This is a genomic window from Nonomuraea sp. NPDC052116 (genome assembly GCF_040680035.1).
In the GTDB taxonomy this organism is placed as follows: domain Bacteria; phylum Actinomycetota; class Actinomycetes; order Streptosporangiales; family Streptosporangiaceae; genus Nonomuraea; species Nonomuraea angiospora_A.
This window is the reverse complement of the sequence record NZ_JBFAWA010000011.1, coordinates 304,957-323,215: the sequence shown is the minus strand read 5'-3', so window position 1 is coordinate 323,215 and position 18,259 is coordinate 304,957. Positions and strand designations below refer to the sequence as shown.

The window sequence follows — 18,259 nt, the reverse complement described above, 5'->3', positions numbered from 1 at the left end:
GGTCTTGATCGAACGGGTGCCGAGCATCGCCGCCCGCTGGTCCGCGCCGACCCGGTCAACCCCGGGCAGGCCGTGCAGGAAAGCTCGCAACGCCGCCTCCGAAGAGGCCACGTCCGCGAGCGAGGTGGTCGCTACGCTCATCGCGATCGGGTCTTTCTCGTGCGTGAGGGGGCCGGCCAGCCGCCCGGCGGGGCGGTGGAGGCGCGTTCGATCAGCTTGGTGTCCAGGACGATGCGGCTGGCGCTGCCGCCGGCCTCGTCGGGGTCGAGCCGGCGCAGCAGCAGGCGCATGGCGAGCACGCCCTGCTCGACCATCGGCCGGTCGATGACGGTCAGGGGCGGCCTGAGCAGCGGGCCGGTGTCCAGGTCGTCGAAGCCGATCAGGCTGATCTGGCCGGGGATGTCGATCCGCATGTCGTGCAGCGCCTTGAGCACGCCCAGCGTCATGAGGTTGTTGGCGGCGAAGATGGCGGTGGGCGGCTCGGGCAGCGACAGCAGGGACAGCGTGAGCTGGTAGCCGCTGTGCTCCTTGAAGTCGCCGACCAGGTCGTACTCGGGCGGCACCTCGATGCCCGCCTTGGCGAGCGTCCCGACGAACCCCTCGCGCCGCAGCCGCCCGGGGGTGGTGTCCAGGGTGCCGCTGATCGCGGCCACCTTGGTGTGCCCGAGGGCCAGCAGGTGCTCGGCCGCCTGCTTGCCGCCGCCGTCGTTGTCGACCAGCACGGCGTCGAACCGTTCGCCGCCCGCCAGGTCGCGGTCCACGAACACCAGGGGCACGTCGGCGTCGCGCACGTGCAGCGGCGTCTGGTCCTGCTCGGTGGCGGGGGCGAGGATGATGCCGTCGACCCTGCGCACCAGGTCCGCCAGCACGTCGTCCTCCTGCTCGCCGCTCTCGTCGCTGTTGGCGAGCAGGATGCGGTACGGCTCCGTACGCGTGACCGACTCCATGCCCTTGACCACCGCGGCGAAGTACGGGTTCGTGATGTCCGGGACGACGACGCCGATCGTGTTGGTGCGCCCGGACTTCAGCGACTGCGCCGCGGCACTCGGCCAGTAGCCCAGCTCGTCGACGGCGGCCTGGATCGCCTCGTACGAGCGCACCCGCTGGCCCCGCAGGAAGCGCGAGACCGTGGCGGGAGAGACCCCCGCGCGAGCTGCTACGTCATGGATGGTGACCAAGTGAGCTCCAAACTGAAATCGATGTCAGTGATGATGGCAGGATCCGGCCACGGAGTGTCAATGGCATGTTTCCAAGTCGTTACTTCCACGGACATTTGCCCAACTCAGGGCCCCGTCCGGCCGCCCTCCCCAGAGGCTTACTGAAACCGTTGTCAGTAGAACGGGCGTGGAGGAAACATCGGATGTAGTAGCACTCATCAGCGCCGTAGCAGATCCCCTGGAGCGCTCGCCAAACACTCCCGCACCATCTCGGCTCAACCGCCAGGGCCTGGGACGGAAGAACGATGCAGGCCGGGCCGCGCGACTGATTCGCAACTCAGGAAACCCTTGACCACATCCGATGTTTCGCCTACGTTACCCGCAAGTCGAGAGTTGCGAAATTTTTCGCACAGCGCCAACACGACAGAGGGTGTCACGGATGTCCGATTCCCGTATCGACGAATTCCGGCAGCGCAGGTTCGGCCTGTTCATCCATTGGGGGCTCTACGCGCTGGCGGCCCGCCACGAGTGGGTCAAGCAGCGCGAGCACATGTCCGACGAGCAGTACCAGCGGTACTTCGAGCGCTTCGACCCCGATCTGTACGACCCCGACGCGTGGGCGGAGGCCGCGCAGCGCGCGGGGATGCGCTACACCGTGCTGACCTCCAAGCACCACGACGGCTTCTGCCTGTGGGATTCGGCCCTGACCGACTACTGCGTGAGCGGCACCCCGTACGGCAAGGACCTGATCGGCCCGTTCGTGCAGGCGTTCAGGGGCAGGGGCCTCGGGGTCGGGTTCTACTATTCGCTGCTGGACTGGCATCACCCGGACTTCCCGATCGACGGGCTGCACTCGTCGTACGTCGAGGGCGGCACGTTCCCCGACCGCGATGTCACGAAATATGCGGATTATCTGCACGGGCAGGTCGAGGAGCTGCTCACCCGCTACGGCCCCATCGACACGCTGTGGTTCGACTTCTCCTACGCCGGCCGGGTCAAGCAGGGCAAGCCGGTCTACGGCGGCAAGGGCAGGGCCGAGTGGCGCTCGGAGGAGCTGGTCGACAAGATCCGCCGCATCCAGCCGGACATCCTGATCAACAACCGGCTGGAACTGCCGGGCGACTTCACCACGCCGGAGCAGTTCCAGCCCCCTGCCCCGCTGTCGACGGTCTGGGAGGCCTGCCAGACGCTGAACGGAAGCTGGGGCTACGACCGGGACAACAACGCGTGGAAGTCGCCCGGCCTGCTGATCCGCATGCTGATCGACTCGGTCTCCAAGGACGGCAACCTGCTGCTCAACGTGGGGCCCAACGGCCGCGGCGAGTTCGAGCCCCGGGCGCTCGACACGCTGCGGGAGATCGGCGACTGGATGCGGCTGCACGGCCAGTCGATCCACGGCGCGGGGACGAGCGAGTTCCAGGCTCCCGAGCACTGCCGCTACACCCAGCGCGGCGACCGGCTCTACGTGCACGTCTTCTCCTGGCCGTACCGGCATCTGCACCTGCCGGGGCTGGCGGGCAAGGTCCGCTACGCGCAGCTGCTCAACGACAGGTCGGAGATCCGCATGTGGGCCCCCGACCCGAAGGTCGACAACGGGAACGTCAACTTCTTCACGATCCCCGAGGGCACCCTCACCCTCGAGCTTCCCGTGGAGCCGCCGGACGTGGCCGTCCCGGTGATCGAGCTCTTCCTCTGAAAAGGCTGAAAGGCGATACCCCCCATGGACAACCCCCTGCGCGGTCTGAACACCACCGGCCTGAACCGGCGCCAGGTTCTCAGCCTCGCCGCCATGGCGGCGGCGGCCGTACCCCTCACCGCCTGCGGGAGCGGCGAGCGCACCCGCCAGGCCGGCCCGGCCTCCTCGACCGCCTCCGCGTCCGGCAACTCCGCGGTGATCAACCCGGACCGGCCGGAGAGCGCGCTGTTCCCCTACGCCGAGGCGGAGCAGCTCTTCGACTCGCTGCCCTGGCCCAAGACCAACGTGCCGGAGCCCACGTCCAAGGTCACCGTCACCGTCGCGATCATCCCGGGTCAGCGGCACGAGGTGCGGCACGCGCAGTTCGCCAAGTTCATCAAGAAGCGGCATCCGAACATCGAGATCAAGGTGGAGGTCACGCCGTTCGACGACTTCCGCACCAAGTACCTGACGGGCGCCGCCAGCGGCGTGCTGCCCGACATCATGTACTCGCAGTTCCAGTGGGGGCAGAGCTTCATCAAGAACAACCTGTACCTGCCGCTGGACGACTACATCGCGGCCACGCCCGAATTCAACCGCGCGGACTTCTCCGAGGCGGCGCTCAGCTACTGGGAGCGTGACGGCAAGCTCTACGCGCTGGGCACCGACTCGGCGCCCAAGCTGCTCTTCTACAACAAGGAGATCCTCGACAAGGCGGGCGCCAAGGCGCCCGACGCCTCGTGGACCTGGGACAAGCTCATGGAGGCGGCCCGCGGGCTGGTCTCGGGCACGGGCGCGCAGAAGGTCTTCGGGTTCACGCCGGTGCCCAAACCCACCAGCGACCTCACCGCGACGTTCCTGCGCGCCCACGGCGGCCGTTACCTGACGGCCGACGAGACCAAGTGCGTGATCCAGGAGCCGGCCAGCCGCGACGTGCTCAAGCGCTGGATCGACCTGCTGATCAAGGACAAGGCGATGCCCGACCTGGCCGAGACGCAGGCGACGGCGAAGGTGGAGCCGTTCACGCTGGGCCGGGGCGCCCTGTACGTCGGCGGCGCGTGGAACATCGTCACCCTGCTCACCCTGCCCGCCGAGCAGCAGTTCGAGTGGAGCCTGACGCACGTGCCCAGCGGCCCCGAGGGCCGCTTCACACCGGTCCTGGGCAGCGCCTTCGGCATCACCAGCAGGACGCGCAACCCCGAGGCGGCGTGGATCGTGCTCAACTCCCTGCGCTCCTACGCCGGCCACCGCTTCTTCCTCGACACCCCGCCGTCGCGGCTGTCGGCGTTCGAGGAGAACCTCCAGGACCTCAAGCTCGACAAGGAGGTGATCGACACCACCAAGGACTCGCTGCACAAGTACGGCACCAGCGACGGCGTGCTGAGGCTGCCCGCGACGCCCAAGCTCGAGGACCTGACCAAGCCGATCTGGGAGCGGGTCATGTCGGGGTCGCTGTCGGTGGACGAAGGGCTCAAGCAGGTCACCGAGCGGGTCACGCCGATGCTCGCGGAGAACGTCTGATCATGGCCGCCTCCCCGCTGGTCCGGCGCGAGGCCCGCCGGTTCCACCTGTTCGCCCTGCCGTGGAGCATCGGCTTCGTCTTCTTCACCGGCGGGCCCATCGTCGTGTCGCTGGTGCTCAGCTTCACCCGCTACGAGCTGCTGTCGTCGCCGCAGTGGGTGGGCCTGGACAACTACGCCCAGCTCCTGCGCGACCCCGACTTCTGGATGGCGACGAAGAACACCGTGTACTTCGGCGCCGCCTCCGCCGCGGCCGGTGTCGTCTACAGCCTCGCCGCGGCGCTGCTGCTCAACATCAAGGTACGCGGGCAGGCGATCTTCCGGACGATCATCTACATGCCGTCGGTGATCTCCGGCATCGCCACCGCCCTCCTCTGGATCCACGTGCTCCATCCCGACTACGGCCTGGTCAATTACCTGATCGGCCTGGTGGGCATCCAGGGGCCCGGGTGGCTGACCGACGCGAGCTGGGCGATCCCCGGCCTGGTCATCATGACCACCTGGACGACCGGGAACGCGATGATCATCTTCCTGGCCGGGCTGCAGGGCGTGCCCGCCTCGCTGTACGAGGCCGCGCACATCGACGGCGCCGGCTGGTGGAGCAGGTTCAGGCACGTGACGGTCCCGATGATGTCGCCGGTCATCTTCTTCAACCTGGTCGTGGGCTTCATCGGCAGCCTGCAGGCCTACCAGCTCATCCTGTTCATGACCGACGGAGGGCCGGCCAACTCCACCCTGGTCCTGGGCCTGTACGTCTACCGCTACGCCTTCAAGTACTTCGAGATGGGCTACGCCTCGACGATCGCCTGGGCGCTGTTCTTCCTCGTCATCGTGTTCACCGTGATCCAGTTCGCGCTCGCGCGCCGCTGGGTCCACTACGAGGTCAAGTAGGTCACCAGATGGCAATCAAGGTCCTGCCCGCACAGGCCCGCCCGGTGGAGAAGCGGTCCGTGGCCCCCGCCCAGGCCGAGCGGATCCGCCGGGTCCAGCGCCTGACGGCCTACGCGCTCCTCGTCCTGGCCTCGGCGGCCAGCCTGCTCCCGCTGCTGTGGATGCTGACCACCGCGCTCAAGCCGGCCGGAGCCGTGCTGGAGTTTCCGCCGAGGTTCCTCCCCGACGTCTTCACCTGGTCCAACTTCCCCGACGCGTGGACGAGCCTGCCCTTCAGCACCTTCCTGGTCAACAGCGTGGTGGTGACCACGCTGTCGATCGTGGGCAATCTCATCTCCTGCATCCTGCCCGCCTACGCCTTCGCGCGGCTGCGCTCGCGGGTGCGCGGCATGGCCTTCGCGCTGATGCTGGGCACGATGATGATCCCCGCTCAGGTGGTCATCGTGCCGAGGTTCCTGCTGTTCTCCCAGCTGGACCTGGTGGACACCTTCTGGCCGCTGTTCCTGCCCAACTTCTTCGGCACCGCGCTGTACATCTTCCTGCTCAGGCAGTTCTTCACCACGATCCCGCAGGAACTGGTGGAGGCGGCGCGCATCGACGGCGCGGGGGAACTGCGGATCCTCTGGCGGATCATGATCCCGCTGTCCAAGCCGGCGATCGCGACCGTGACGCTGCTGTCGTTCGTCGGGGCCTGGGGGGAGTACATCGATCCGCTCATCTACCTGCGCTCGACGGAGAACTACACGATCCCGCTCGGCATCTCGCTGTTCCGCGGCCAGTACGCCGATGACTACAACCTCATGATGGCGGTGTCCATCCTCGCCCTGGTCCCGGTCATCGTGGTGTTCCTGGCGGCGCAGAAGTACTTCATCCGGGGCATCATGCTCACCGGCATGGCGGGGAGGTAGGAAACCTCCGGCCTCGCCTTTCGAAACATGGCGAAAGGCGAGGGCCCCGCGCCGCGCCGCCGTCGCGGAGAAGGCATCCGTCAGCCCGCCCACGCCTCCTTGCCGGTGGTGACCGGGCCGCCGGTCCTCGCCGACTCCTGGACGGCGAGGCTGATCAGGTGGTCCTGGCAGGCCTCGGCCAGCGGGTACGGCGGCGGGCCCTCCTGGCGTGCCCAGGCGCCCGTGCGTTCGAGGAGGTCCGCGACCGCGATGTCGTCGTCCGACCGGGACGCGCCCTCGAACGGGTTGCGGTAGACCACCCGCCCGTCGAAGCTGATGTGCTTGAGGTCGCGCAGCTCCAGGCTGAGGTCGACGCCGGTGTCCCGCCGGATCAGCGCGGACTCCACCGGCGTCGTGGGGTCGACCAGCCGGACCACCCGGTCGTCGACCAGCTCGCCGATCGAGCCGCGCACCACGATGCGCCGCATCCGCAGGGGGTTCCACCACTGGTTGTCGGTGAAGTCGTACAGGCCCATCCTGCCGCCGAAGTCGAGCGTGGCGATGGTCGTGGTCAGCCGCTGCGGCGTGGCGTCGCCGGTCCACCCGCCGAACCCCAGCGGGTCGGCGAGCGGCGCCTCGAACGCGCCGGCGCGTACCTCGGCGGCGTCGAACCCGACGCCCAGCAGGCCGCGGATCAGCGACACCGCGTGGTAGAGGTGGGTCGAGGAGATCTGGACAGAGGTCGGCTCGCCGATCACGCCTTCCCGGACGAGCGCCAGCCGGGCCGCGTGCCCGGGCATCAGCAGGTACTGCTCGGCCACCTGGACCAGGCCGGTGGCGCCCACGTCCCGCCACAACGAGCGCAGCCCGGCCAGGTCCGGCGCGGGCGGCGTCTCGGCGAGGACCGGAATCCCGTGCCCGGCCACCTCGCGGACCGCGTCCGGCATCGCGGCCCACGGCACCGCCGCCGCGAGGTAGTCGGGCCGCTCGTGCCGCAGCAGCTCGTCGATCGAGCGGAAGGCCGGTACGCCCCATTCGGCGGTGACCTCGTCGCCCCGCTCCGCGCTGCGGGTCACGACGCCGCCGACCCGCAGCCGGTCCGGCATCGCGGCCGCCAGCCGCAGGAAGAACCGGGTCCGCCGCCCGCTGCCGATCGCGCCGAACGTCGTGGTCATGAAACCGGACCTCCTCGGGAGCCGGAGCGATCTCGTGCCGGATCGACTCCGGAACAACATACTCGGCAGGCGCTGTCCCGCCCCGTCCGGGCGGCCGCTCGGCGAGAACAACCGACGGTGAACATTTCTGAACGGGCTGTCAGCGCAGGACCCCTTACGCAAGAATCGGTGGAGACCGTAATCAAGGAGGTTTTCCCTGTGCGCGCCGTTCTCACCGCCGTGCTCGCGACGCTCATCCTGTTGGCCACCGGGGCCGGTTCGGCCGGAGCCGCTTCATCCCGATCGTCCTTGCCCGGCGGAAAGGCCAACTTCGTGGTCACGCAGGGCTTCCTGCGTGCCTCGTCCACTCAGAACTGGGTGCGTCTGGGGACGTACCAGTTCAAGGCCAACGGCACCGTCAGCGCGAACACCTACCTCTGGTGGCAGCGCAACCCCGAGGGCAGGCAGGCCACCGGTGTCGTCCCCGACTCCAGCTGCTCGACCAAGGCGGGCGGCTCCAGCACCCGCGTACGCGCCTGCGACGTGCTGACCGCTCCCGGCTTCCCCGGCTCCCCGGACGAGGCCCGCACGGGGACGTACACCGTGGCCGGCAACGTGGTGAGCATCAGATGGAAGATCGCCCAGACCTGGACCGAGAAGTGGCGGGTGCAGCTGTCACCTGACCGCAAGCTCGCGCAGCTGCAGCTCGCCGACAGCAGCCTGGCCACCAACGGGTACGGCTACGGCAGCAACGCCTCGCTCACCACCCGCCGGGCGATGAGCTCCGTGCGGGCCTTCGGCGGAGCCCTCAAGCAGGACCTGGTCTCCTGGTCGCGCAACACCATCGTGAAGTCCGACGGCCAGGTCTTCAAGCAGTCCTCCTTCCGCAGCTGCGCCACCACGACCTGGTGCCTGACCTACCTGCAGCCCTCCTCCCCCGGCGCCTGCCAGAAGGCCGGCGGCTGCCCCAACTTCGGCGGCGGCACCAAGGCGAACGTCAGCTCCATCCAGTACTACCTCACCAAGATCTCCAACAACGATCGCCGTGACACCCTGTGGCACTGGTGCACCTGCCTGGCGATGGAGAGCAAAACGTTCTGCTATTCGGGCAACTCGCACATCAAACCGCTGCTGCAGATCATCGACGACAGCGGAGCCTTCCGTGGCTGGGTCGGCGCCGAGGCCTCGTTCTACAACGGGTCCCGGTCCAAGGACATGATGGCCGTGTTCCGCATCTCCGACTTCCGCTGACGTCCGCGCGCCGCTCCTGACTGTCCCGGGTCACGGATTTGTCAACCACGATTCTCGGTAAATAGTCGAACTGCTCCCGTATGGCCTCGCGTATCTCCCGGAGACCGGACTTCCACCCGGGTCATGAGACTTGAAGGAGCAACACATGCGGAATCCGCTCGGGGGGAGCCGACTCAGGTCGTGGCGAGCAGTCGTTTCCTTAGGGGGAAGCATCGCACTTGTCCTGACCGGCTCCTCACTGTCCGCGCAGGCGGGCACGATGGCGGCGGCGCAGACCATCGTCTGCCCCAGCGTGGCGGACAAGCTCCCTGAAATACCGGCGGCCGCCAGGGCCGAAGTCGACAGAAATCTGGCCCTCCTGGAAACCCAGATCCAGGAGGCCAACAACCGACTCGCCCGCTCAGCCGGAGAAGGAGGCCCCAACTTCGTCCAGAACGCCATCCTCGGCCCGCTGGCCGACAAGCGCGCCGCCACCCTCGACCGCATCGCCATCTCCATCGGCCGCACCGGCCAACGCCCCACCGGCCTCAACAACCTGGCCACCTGCAGACTCACCGGCACTGCCGATGGCGGCAACAACGGCAATAACGGCAACGGGGGTAACGGCGGGAACGGAGGTAATGGCGGCAACGGCGGGAATGGGGGAAACGGCGGCAACGGCTCGACCCAGGCGCCGAACCCCGGGAACACGGTGAGGCCGACCCAGGGAACAGGGTCGGGATCCGGGCAGACCATCGTCTGCCCCAGCGTCGCGGACAAGCTCCCCGAAGTTCCCGCCGCCGCCAGGGCCGAAGTCGACAGAAACCTGGCCCTCCTGGAAACCCAGATCCAGGAGGCCAACAACCGACTCGCCCGCTCAGCCGGAGAAGGAGGCCCCAACTTCGTCCAGAACGCCATCCTCGGCCCGCTGGCCGACAAGCGCGCCGCCACCCTCGACCGCATCGCCATCGCCATCGGCCGCACCGGCCAACGCCCCACCGGCCTCGGCAACCTGGCCACCTGCACACTCGGCAACGGCGGTAACAACGGCAACAACGGCAACGGTGGAAATGGCGGCAACGGGGGCAACGGCTCGCCCAGCCCCAGCCCGACCGGTGGCCAAGGCAACGGCAACGGTGAGGACCCCGCCAACGGCGTCGGGCCGTTCGCCCAGGACTTCGTCGACATCCGGCAGGTTCAGCCGGGCCAGTCCAACCTCGCCGAATTCGGGGCCGGCAGGAACGGCTCCCGCGGCACCTTCGTCGCCCAGTGCGGAAGGAACGAGAACCGCCACAACAACTCGGACAACTTCATCGTCACCCCCGGCGTGAGCGACGGGGCACACCACCTTCACGACTACGTGGGCAACCTGACGACGGACGGATTCTCCACCGACGAGAGCCTGGCCGCAGGCGGTACGACCTGCCAGCGCGGCGACAAGTCCGCGTACTTCTGGCCCGTGCTCAGGGACCGCACGTCGAACGAGAACGCCGACGACGAGCACGGCAACATCGGCCGGGTGCTGACGGCCCGCTCCGTTCAGCTCCAGTTCCGCGGCAACGCGAGCTCCCAGGTCACGGCCATGCCGAGGTTCCTCAGGCTGATCACCGGCGACGCCAAGGCCGCGACGAACGGCGGGGGCAACGCCCGCGCCGCGTGGACCTGCACGGGATTCCAGAACCGGATCACCGACAAGTACCCGCTGTGCCCGCGCGGCAGCCAGGTCGTCCGGATCCTGGACTTCCCGAGCTGCTGGGACGGCCAGAACATCGACAGCGCCAACCACCGCACGCACGTGGTCTTCCCCGGCCAGAACGGCGCCTGCCCCCAGGGCACCCAGGCGGTTCCCCAGCTGCGCATGACCCTCGCCTACTCGGTGCCGCAGGGTCAGTCGTTCGCCGTGGACGCCTTCCCTGAGCAGAAGCACAACCCGATCACCGACCACGCCGACTTCGCCAACGTCATGCCCGACAACCTGATGCGCGTCGTCGTCGACTGCATCAACCGGGGCCGCCGTTGCTGATCTGACACCCGGCCGGACCACCCCCTTCCCGGGGGCGGTCCGGCCGTTCGGCTCTGATCATCCGGTGGCACCCTGGCACCGCCTCCAGCTCGCCGAACACCCGCTCGCCGTCCCCCGGGATGGGCTTGCGGCCGAGCCGCCACGACGCCGCCCGGAGGGAGACCTCCCCCTGGAGCAGGGCGGACGCCTCGGCGAGAAGTTCCTTGACGTACGCCTCGTCGATCGAGCAGGAGCCGTCGTCGTGCTCGACGATGTGCTCTTCGTACCAGGAGTGGTCGATCGCGAACGTCGAGCCGGGATGGGGGCGCATCGCGGCACGTGGGGTGTTCAGCACCGTCACAGCCTCGGTCTCGACGGCTCCGTGACGACGAGCATGGACAGCGTCCTCCACGGTCACCGAGCAGCGGCCCGCGCCGGTGACGAGCCGTCCCCCGCGCCGGACCAGCTCGTCCGCGAGCGCCTGGATCAGGTGCGGCAGGGAGACCCAGCCCTCGCCCGGGTTGTGGATCGCGAGCCCGCCGCGCGGGCCCGCCCGCACCCCGGCCACCCGCTCGCCGACATCCGCCCGGTCCAGGAGGTGGGACTCGTAGCCGCGGTCTCGTGCTCGTGCCGGGCGCGGGTCCGCTCGGCGCCGTCGGGGGTCGTCCACCACAGGCCGCCGTCGAACCGCAGCCACTCCAGGACCGGGTCGGCGGCGAACCGGGTGCGGTAGCGGTCGATGCCGAGCAGGCGCCGGAGATGGTACGGGCCGGACCGCGCGCCCGCCGAGTTGAGCCAGGACAACGAGCGGCCCGACGCCCCGCCGGCCGGCTCCGCCTCGGTGACCAGGACGACCTCGGCGCCGCCCCGCCCGAGGTGCGCGGCGGTGGACACGCCGAGGATGCCGCTCCCCACGAACCTCCTGGCCGAGCGGAAGTGACCGCTACATCGTCGCCTCCGACACCGTGCGGCGGACCGACCCCTTGTCGTCGGAGGTGACGCCCAACCGCATGATCATCTGCGGGTACTCGTCCGAGCAGAGCTCGTGGCGCAGGAACTCGCGCAGCAGATCCATCTCCAGCGCCTGCGTGTGGAAGGCGGCGCTGACACCGTAGGCGGCGGCCTCCAGCAGGACGTGCTGCAGCGCCTGCCCGGCGTCGATCCACTCCTGTCGGCCGTCGCCCCGCGTGGTGAGCAGCGCCACAACTCCGGCACACGTCTCGGTCCGCTGGTCGGCCTGGCTGCCCCAGTCGTGCCCCCAGGAGTAGTCGCGCTGGGGGAAGTCCGGGTCCGTGCGTACCGCCTGGCGGGGGTAGCCCTCGGCGGGCACCCCGTCCTTGCGGCTGCTGCCCGGCGGCCGGGCCCAGCGGACCACCTCCAGGCTGAAGCGGCGGTCCTGCGCCTGGATGCCCTGCGCGGCCTGGGTGAGGGCCGCGATGACCCTGACCGCGTCCGGGGAGCGGACGGGGGTCAGCCTGGCGCCCTCCTCCATGGCCGCGCGGGTCAGCCGTTCGATCAGCCTGTCGGGCACCGGCACGTCGGCGAAGCCGGCGCGGTGGGTACGGCGCCGCTCGATCTCCTTGCCCAGAGTCTTGAGGGACTCGTCGGGGGCCATTTCGGCGCCCGGACGGAGCCTGGCGAGCAGCGAGGGGCGGTCCGGGTCCGGCAGCGTTCGCACCACGGGCTCCCAGCCTTCGCAGCGCATGGCCGTACGGAGGGTGTAGAGGGCGGCGCCGCAGCTGATCAGCAGCTCGCGGCCGGAGGTGTCGCTCACGCGCAGTTTTCTGTCCGGGTCCGCCCGCAGGCTGATCTCCTCCCCGGAGGTCGTGAAGATCCAGGGCTGCGTGTTGTGTATGGACGGCGCCCAGCGCGCGGCCTCCAGCGCGGTGTCGATCGCGTGCTTCGCCGATAGGACAGCCATGGCTTCCACCTCCGTCGGGCCCTCTGTCCAGCGCATCACACCCTCCACTTCCGGGTCAGGGCCGAAGGTCCCGGCCGCCAGGGCCGTCAGGCCCTCTATCGGCGGTGACGAAGGGACTTTCGCCTCTAACGCGGAGGTGGCACCAGCAGGGAGGTTAAGGGTATGCAGCTCGATTCGTCCGGACTTCAGGTGCTCTCCCGCGAGGAGTGTCTCGGCCTGCTGTCCACGACCCCCATCGGCCGGATCGTGTTCACCGAACATGCCCTGCCGGCCGTGCAGCCGGTCAACTTCCACCTCGACGGCCGCTCCATCGTGATCCGGACCTCGATCGGGTCGAAACTGGCGGCCGCCACGCGGCACGCCGTGGTGGCCTTCGAAGCCGACGAGTTCGATTCCGAGCTGCGTACGGGCTGGTCCGTCACCGCGGTCGGGCAGGCGCGGGCCGTGACGGACCCGGACGAGATCCACCGGCTGGCGGCGCTGCCGTTGACCACCTGGGCGCCGGGGAACCGGGACCACTACATCGTGGTCGACGCGCAGGAGCTGTCGGGCCGGCGCATCACCCCCTGAGGGCCCTGAGGGTGCCGCTGTTCGCGCGTTTGACGAATCCAGGAAAAAGCGCGGGATTCATAGCAAGCCATCAGGCAACAGTAATAGCAACATCACTGTCTGTAATCGGGGTGAAGTAATGCGCAAAGTGATCATTCTGACTGTGGCCGTGGCCGCCGCCGCCGCGCTGACGATGGCGGGCCTGGCGGTCCTTCGAGGCGACTCGCGTTCGGCCAAAGCCCGCTAGGCGGACCTGGGGCCAGGACCCCGAAGTCCCGCAGTTCGCGTCGCGGGCTGCGGGAAGGTCGCGGACTGCGGGAAGGCCGCGGGCTGGGGAAAGGCCGCAGGCTGGGGAAAGGCCGTCACTTCCGCATCCCGCACGGCATGCTCCAGCCCTTGAACCAGTGGGCCAGGTACCGCTGCATCCGGAACATCTCGGCATGCCGGGCGTCGCGCATCCTGACGGCGAAGCCGGCGGTCTCGGCGTGCGTTGCCCGCCCGGACATCAGCAGTTGCTGCGACATCGACACCGCGGCCATGTGATGCGGAATCATGTCGAGCAGGAACGCGTTGTCCAGCGCGTCGCCCGACAACTCGGACAGATCGCGGATCATCGGCTGGTAGCCGGTCACCGTCCCCGAACGCCCTGGATACCACTTGTCCAGCCAGGCCCTCATCGTGGCGATGTCGGCGCTCTGCCGGGCGATGATCGAGGCTCCGAGAGTGCGCATCTGCGGCCGGTCCGAGCGCCGCAGCTGCCGGGCCGCCGTCACGGCTTCTTGGTCGTGAGCCACCATACGGGCCAGATAGCCGGCCTCGTCGGTGACGTTCATGCTGCGCGTCGACCCGTACGGCCCGGTCAGGCTCCGCTCCGTCGGCGTGGCGTTGCGCTGCTCGACGATGGCCTGCTGGGCGATGCCGGTGGCCGTTGCGGCAAGGCCGGTAACCGCGACGGCCGCCAGCGCGGAACCGGCCGCGATCCCCGCCACTGCCGAACGCTTCATCTCGGCTCCCCGTGTTCGATTCCCCTTCCTCTCCCATGCTCCGGGGTGACTCACCGCGTCCGACAGGGCCTTACGCCCCATACGATCAGGACCAACGTCCTTCCAGCAGAGTCGATCTCACAGGGGGATCAGCCAGCACAGCCGTGTCCCGCCCGCTTCGGGCGTCGTGAGCTCCGCGCTGCCGCCCAGCCGGGTGGCGCGTTCCTCGATGTTGCGCAGGCCGCTCCGGCGTCCCGTCTCCCCCAGGCCGACGCCGTTGTCCGCTACGACGAGCACGAGCCCGCCGCCCGCGGCCTCGACGAGGACGTCGACGCTCGTCGCGCGGGAGTGGCGGACCACGTTGGACAGGGCCTCGCGCAACACGGCCAGCAGATGATCGGCGACCGGCTCGGGCACCAGCGCGTCGATCTGCCCTTCCATGCGCAGGCCCGGCATGAAGCCCAGATGGCCGGCGGCGCCCTCCACCAGCTCCACGATCCGGCCCCGCAGGCTGGGAGCGGCCTGCTCGCCGGAGCCCTGCAGCGCGAAGATGGACGAGCGGATCTGCCGGATCGTCCCGTCCAGCTCGTCGATCGCGTGCTGGACCCGCTTGGCCGCCTCCGGCCGCTCCACCAGCCGGATCGTGCTCATCAACGTCATCGCGGTGGCGAACAGCCGCTGGATGACCACATCGTGCAGATCTTTGGCGATGCGATCGCGATCTTCCAGCAGGCCCAGCCGCTCGGCGTCCTTGCGCGCCTCGGCCAGCTCCAGCGCGATCGCCGCCTGACCGGCGAACGCCTGCACCACCTGCTCGTCCGCCCCGCTGAACGGCAACCGCCCGCTCCGCTTGGCCAGCACCAGCACCCCGCGCACGTTCGGCGCGGTGCCGAGCGGCACCATCATCACCGGCCCGTAACCCAGCCGCCGCAGCGGCGAGCCGGGGCGCGGGCCGCTCTGCATGTCCGGGTCGGACATCGACTCGCCCTGGACGAACACGTCGCCCGCGAGCGTCTCCGACACCACGAAGACGGCGCCCAGCAGCTCCTGCGTGCCCTCGCCCTCCGCGAACTCCACGATCAGCGACTGCCTCGACGGCTCCGGCATGAGCACCTCGACCAGGTCCGCATCGGTCATCGCGAGGGCGGAGTCGGCCACCAGGCTCAGCACCTGATGCGGGTCGGCACCGGACAGCAGGCGGGTGGTCACCTCGGCCGACGCCTGCAGCCAGGTCTCCCGCCGCCGGGACACCTCGTACATGCGGGCGTTGTCCACGGCGACGCCCGCCGCGGTGGCCAGCGCCACGACGATGGCCTCGTCCTCCTCGTCGAACTCTTCGCCGCCGCGCTTCTCGGTCAGGTAAAGGTTTCCGAAAACTTCCTCGCGCACCCGGATCGGGACGCCGAGGAAGGTGCCCATCGGCGGATGCCCCTGGGGGAAGCCGTACGACTCCGGGTGATCGGCGATCCGGCCGAGCCTGAGCGGCCGCGCGTCCTTGATCAGCAGGCCGAGCAGGCCCAGGCCGTGCGGCCAGTGCTCGATCCTGGCGATCTCCTCCTCGGTCAGCCCCACCGGGATGAACTGGATGAGCGTGCTCTCGTGGCCGATCACGCCCAGCGCGCCGTAGCTGGCGTCCACGAGCTTGGTCGCGGTCTCCACGATGCGGCGCAGCACGGTCTCCAGATCGAGCTCGCTGCCCACCGACACCACGGCCTCGAGCAGTACGTGCACCCGATCCCGGGTGGCCAGCACGGCGTTGAGCCGTACCTGCAGCTCGGCCAGCAGCTCGTCGAGCCGCACCTGCGGCATCACCGGATGATGCTCGCTCTCCACATCTTCAAGTGTCGCACCAGGTCGGCGGCGGTGTCTCTCGCGGTGCTCCCGGCATCGGATAGCGTCGTATATGTGATTCGTGTGTTCCTCGTCGACGATCACGAGGTCGTCCGGCGGGGCGTGGCCGCGTTGCTGGAATCCGAGGACGACATCGAGGTCATCGGAGAGGCCGGCACGGCCGAGTCCGCGATCGCCCGCATCGTCGCGCTGAAGCCCGAGGTGGCGGTGCTGGACGTACGGCTGCCGGACGGCAACGGCGTGGACGTGTGCCGCGAGGTGCGCTCGAGGGTGCCGGGGCTGGCGTGCCTGATGTTGACGTCGTTCGCCGACGACGACGCGCTGTTCGACGCGGTGATGGCCGGCGCGGCCGGCTACGTGCTCAAGCAGATCCACGGCTCCGACCTGGTCGGCGCGGTCCGCACGGTCGCCGCGGGACAATCGCTGCTCGACCCGCAGACCACCGCCGCCATGCTGCAACGCCTGCGCGACCAGGCCGCCAGGAAGGATCCCCTCGCCGCGCTGTCGGACCAGGAACGGCACATCCTCGACCTGATCGGCGAGGGGCTGACCAACCGGCAGATCGGCGAGCAGCTGTTCCTGGCGGAGAAGACCGTCAAGAACTACGTGTCCAACCTGCTGGCCAAGCTCAACATGCAGCGCCGCACCCAGGCCGCCGCGCTGGCGGCGCGGCTGCGGGACGCCCGTCCCGAGTAACCCGCCGGCGGCCGGGGGGACAGCGTTCAGGGCGCGTCTCCCACGGTGGAGGCCGGGGGAAGGACGGGTTCGAGGTGGAACATCCCGGTGACCACCTCATGGGACCCTTCGGCGGGGCGGAGCCGTCCGGCGACGGCCAGCAGCACGTCATGAGCCGTGACCAGGCCGATCAGCCCGCCGCCGTCGACCACCGGCACGGCGTCGCACCCGGCGTCCAGCATCGCCGCCGCGACCCGGGTCAGCGGGGTGTCCGGGCGGACCACCGGCCTGCGCTCGCACCCGAGCAACGTCCGTACCTGACGGCTGGACTGCTCCTCCGGACCGCCCGACCAGGACACCGCCACCTGCTCACGCGTCAGGATGCCGAACACATGCCGCCCCTCGACGACCGGCAGGTGGTGAACGTCGGCGCGGCGCATCAGCTCCCAGGCCATCAACGGCGACTCGTCCGGCTTGACCGCCACCAGGACCCGGCTCATCACCTGCTCGGCGGCCAGCATTTCGACGGTCATGACCCCTCCTTTCTCCCACCTCCACCTTCGCGACGGCGAGCCCGCCGCGCCCGGGGACGAAGTCCCGAATGGGGGTGACATTGGTCCCCATCTCGCCTGATTCAGGGGAGTGTCGCGTCGGCGAGCAGCTGGGCGAATCGACGGGGCGTGCCGGCCTGGGACCACATCGTCCGCTGCCGGGCCGCACCCGTCCCCCGCCGGGCGAGCCGGTGGAGCAGCAGGGCGATCGGTTCGGGCTCGGGCAGGCGCGGCAGGAGAAGCTCAAGCAGGTCGCGGTGGGTCAGGGCCCGCGACGTGTACGGATCGAGGGCGAGCGCGTCCAGGCCGAGGCGGGCGGCGGCGGCCAGCTCGGCGACGATCTGCCGGTCACTCAGCGCCTTGATCGGCACATTTCTTGTCATGTCGGCGATGGCCAGGGCGACGAGCGCCCGCGCCATGGCGGCCAGCAGCACGGTGTCCTCGACCGAGAGGCAGGTGTCCATGACCCGCAGCTCCACGGTCGGGTAGCGCGGTGACAGCCGGGCGTGGAAGTACACGCTCCGTTCGTCCAGGGCCCGGCCGCGGCGGATCAGGTGGCACACGGTGGCGTCGTAGTCGGCCGCCGACCGCCACGCCAGGGGAGGCGCCGCCGTCGGCCAGCGGCTCCACTGCCGGTAGCGGCGGCTGGCCCAGCCCGTGTCCCCGCCGGCGGCGATCGGAGAGTTGGCGCTGAGCGCCAGCAGCGTGGCCAGATAGGGCCGGAGCCGGGTCAGGATCTGCACGCCCAGCTCGCGGGAGGAGATGCCGACGTGTACGTGGCAGCCGCAGGTGCCCGAGCCCGCGACCAGGGCTCCATAGCGGGCCGCCAGCGCCCGGTAGCGGTCGTCGGCCGTGAGAGCGGACAGACCGGGCATGTTTCGCTGGGGAATCCCGCACGCGACGAGATGGCAGCCCAGTTCCCGCGCCGCGCTTGCCGCGAGCACCCGGTGGCGGGACAGCTCCTCGGCCACCTGCGCCAGGTCCGTGCACACGCCGGTGACCGTTTCGAGCTGGTAGCGCATGGCCTCGGCTTTGACGTGCGGATCGCCGCCGAGCAGCGCCAGGACCGCCGGCGCGGCCAGGGCCGGGCGGCCTTCGGCGTGATCCAGCAGCAGGAATTCCTCCTCCACGCCCACCGTCAGCGTCCGGACCACAGGCGTGGGGATGCCCTCCGCTCTCATCGCAGCCTCCCCGGAAGCGACCTGCGTACGAG

17 protein-coding genes and 1 pseudogene are annotated in these 18,259 nt (G+C 69.6%); 8 read left to right on the top strand and 10 right to left on the bottom strand.

From position 1 onward, the window contains the following. Positions 1–141 (bottom strand): annotated as a pseudogene (locus AB0L65_RS23695) (deoxyribose-phosphate aldolase); the annotation flags it as partial. Beyond that, positions 138–1,178 (bottom strand): LacI family DNA-binding transcriptional regulator, encoded by a 1,041-nt coding sequence (locus AB0L65_RS23690; protein ID WP_364248814.1) that lies wholly within the window; start codon positions 1,176–1,178, stop codon positions 138–140. The pseudogene AB0L65_RS23695 and the gene AB0L65_RS23690, both read right to left, overlap by 4 nt. Before the next feature lie 418 nt (positions 1,179–1,596). Between AB0L65_RS23690 and AB0L65_RS23685 the strand changes: the two genes are divergently transcribed. From AB0L65_RS23685 to AB0L65_RS23670, 4 genes are read left to right on the top strand one after another with little or no spacing between them, the layout of a single operon-like run. After that, entirely contained in the window at positions 1,597–2,853 is a 1,257-nt protein-coding gene (locus AB0L65_RS23685; protein ID WP_364248812.1) for an alpha-L-fucosidase, read from the top strand. A gap of 24 nt (positions 2,854–2,877) precedes the next feature. Then, complete coding sequence (locus AB0L65_RS23680) at positions 2,878–4,353, top strand: sugar ABC transporter substrate-binding protein (RefSeq protein WP_364248810.1); 1,476 nt, start codon at positions 2,878–2,880, stop codon at positions 4,351–4,353. A 2-nt stretch (positions 4,354–4,355) separates the two neighbouring features. Next, positions 4,356–5,243, top strand: coding sequence for a sugar ABC transporter permease (locus AB0L65_RS23675; RefSeq protein WP_355213135.1), 888 nt, complete (start codon positions 4,356–4,358; stop codon positions 5,241–5,243). Positions 5,244–5,251: 8 nt separating this feature from the next. Beyond that, positions 5,252–6,151 (top strand): carbohydrate ABC transporter permease, encoded by a 900-nt coding sequence (locus tag AB0L65_RS23670; RefSeq protein ID WP_364248807.1) that lies wholly within the window; start codon positions 5,252–5,254, stop codon positions 6,149–6,151. 80 nt (positions 6,152–6,231) lie between these two features. Here the strand turns inward: AB0L65_RS23670 and AB0L65_RS23665 are convergent, their stop codons facing one another. After that, positions 6,232–7,305, bottom strand: a complete 1,074-nt coding sequence (locus tag AB0L65_RS23665) for a Gfo/Idh/MocA family oxidoreductase (protein WP_364248805.1) — start codon at positions 7,303–7,305, stop codon at positions 6,232–6,234. A gap of 198 nt (positions 7,306–7,503) precedes the next feature. On the opposite strand from AB0L65_RS23665, the gene AB0L65_RS23660 reads away from it, so the two are divergent. Continuing rightward, positions 7,504–8,535 carry a hypothetical protein gene (locus tag AB0L65_RS23660; RefSeq protein ID WP_364248803.1) on the top strand — a complete coding sequence of 344 codons (1,032 nt, stop codon included), beginning with the start codon at positions 7,504–7,506 and terminating at the stop codon, positions 8,533–8,535. Between the two features lie 259 nt (positions 8,536–8,794). Further along, complete coding sequence (locus AB0L65_RS23655) at positions 8,795–10,537, top strand: DUF1996 domain-containing protein (RefSeq protein WP_364248801.1); 1,743 nt, start codon at positions 8,795–8,797, stop codon at positions 10,535–10,537. On the opposite strand, the gene AB0L65_RS23650 is transcribed toward AB0L65_RS23655, so the two are convergent. Genes AB0L65_RS23650 through AB0L65_RS23640 form a run of 3 tightly spaced genes read right to left on the bottom strand, consistent with a single transcriptional unit; the run spans position 10,515 to position 12,437 of the window. Beyond that, complete coding sequence (locus AB0L65_RS23650; protein WP_364248799.1) at positions 10,515–11,075, bottom strand: hypothetical protein; 561 nt, start codon at positions 11,073–11,075, stop codon at positions 10,515–10,517. The two genes, AB0L65_RS23655 and AB0L65_RS23650, sit on opposite strands and share 23 nt — an antisense overlap. Then, positions 11,003–11,431, bottom strand: coding sequence for an FAD-dependent oxidoreductase (locus AB0L65_RS23645; protein ID WP_364248797.1), 429 nt, complete (start codon positions 11,429–11,431; stop codon positions 11,003–11,005). The genes AB0L65_RS23650 and AB0L65_RS23645 overlap by 73 nt, the downstream gene beginning before the upstream one ends. 28 nt (positions 11,432–11,459) lie before the next feature. Beyond that, positions 11,460–12,437: a nitroreductase family protein gene (locus AB0L65_RS23640; RefSeq protein ID WP_364248795.1), complete on the bottom strand. Its 978-nt coding sequence runs from the start codon at positions 12,435–12,437 to the stop codon at positions 11,460–11,462. A 162-nt stretch (positions 12,438–12,599) separates the two neighbouring features. On the opposite strand from AB0L65_RS23640, the gene AB0L65_RS23635 reads away from it, so the two are divergent. After that, positions 12,600–13,007, top strand: a complete 408-nt coding sequence (locus tag AB0L65_RS23635) for a pyridoxamine 5'-phosphate oxidase family protein (protein WP_364248793.1) — start codon at positions 12,600–12,602, stop codon at positions 13,005–13,007. A gap of 341 nt (positions 13,008–13,348) precedes the next feature. On the opposite strand, the gene AB0L65_RS23630 is transcribed toward AB0L65_RS23635, so the two are convergent. Both AB0L65_RS23630 and AB0L65_RS23625 read right to left on the bottom strand, forming a co-directional pair. Next, positions 13,349–13,990, bottom strand: coding sequence for a DUF305 domain-containing protein (locus AB0L65_RS23630; RefSeq protein WP_364248791.1), 642 nt, complete (start codon positions 13,988–13,990; stop codon positions 13,349–13,351). 117 nt (positions 13,991–14,107) lie between these two features. Next, positions 14,108–15,802: a GAF domain-containing protein gene (locus AB0L65_RS23625; RefSeq protein ID WP_364248789.1), complete on the bottom strand. Its 1,695-nt coding sequence runs from the start codon at positions 15,800–15,802 to the stop codon at positions 14,108–14,110. Between the two features lie 72 nt (positions 15,803–15,874). Here AB0L65_RS23625 and AB0L65_RS23620 point away from each other — a divergent pair, with 72 nt between their 5' ends. After that, positions 15,875–16,516 (top strand): response regulator transcription factor, encoded by a 642-nt coding sequence (locus tag AB0L65_RS23620; RefSeq protein WP_364248787.1) that lies wholly within the window; start codon positions 15,875–15,877, stop codon positions 16,514–16,516. A gap of 26 nt (positions 16,517–16,542) precedes the next feature. Here the strand turns inward: AB0L65_RS23620 and AB0L65_RS23615 are convergent, their stop codons facing one another. Together AB0L65_RS23615 and AB0L65_RS23610 are read right to left on the bottom strand one after the other, a co-directional pair. Beyond that, positions 16,543–17,028: a CBS domain-containing protein gene (locus AB0L65_RS23615; protein WP_364248785.1), complete on the bottom strand. Its 486-nt coding sequence runs from the start codon at positions 17,026–17,028 to the stop codon at positions 16,543–16,545. A 101-nt stretch (positions 17,029–17,129) separates the two neighbouring features. After that, entirely contained in the window at positions 17,130–18,227 is a 1,098-nt protein-coding gene (locus tag AB0L65_RS23610; protein ID WP_364248783.1) for a YbdK family carboxylate-amine ligase, read from the bottom strand. Positions 18,228–18,259 lie beyond the last annotated feature (32 nt).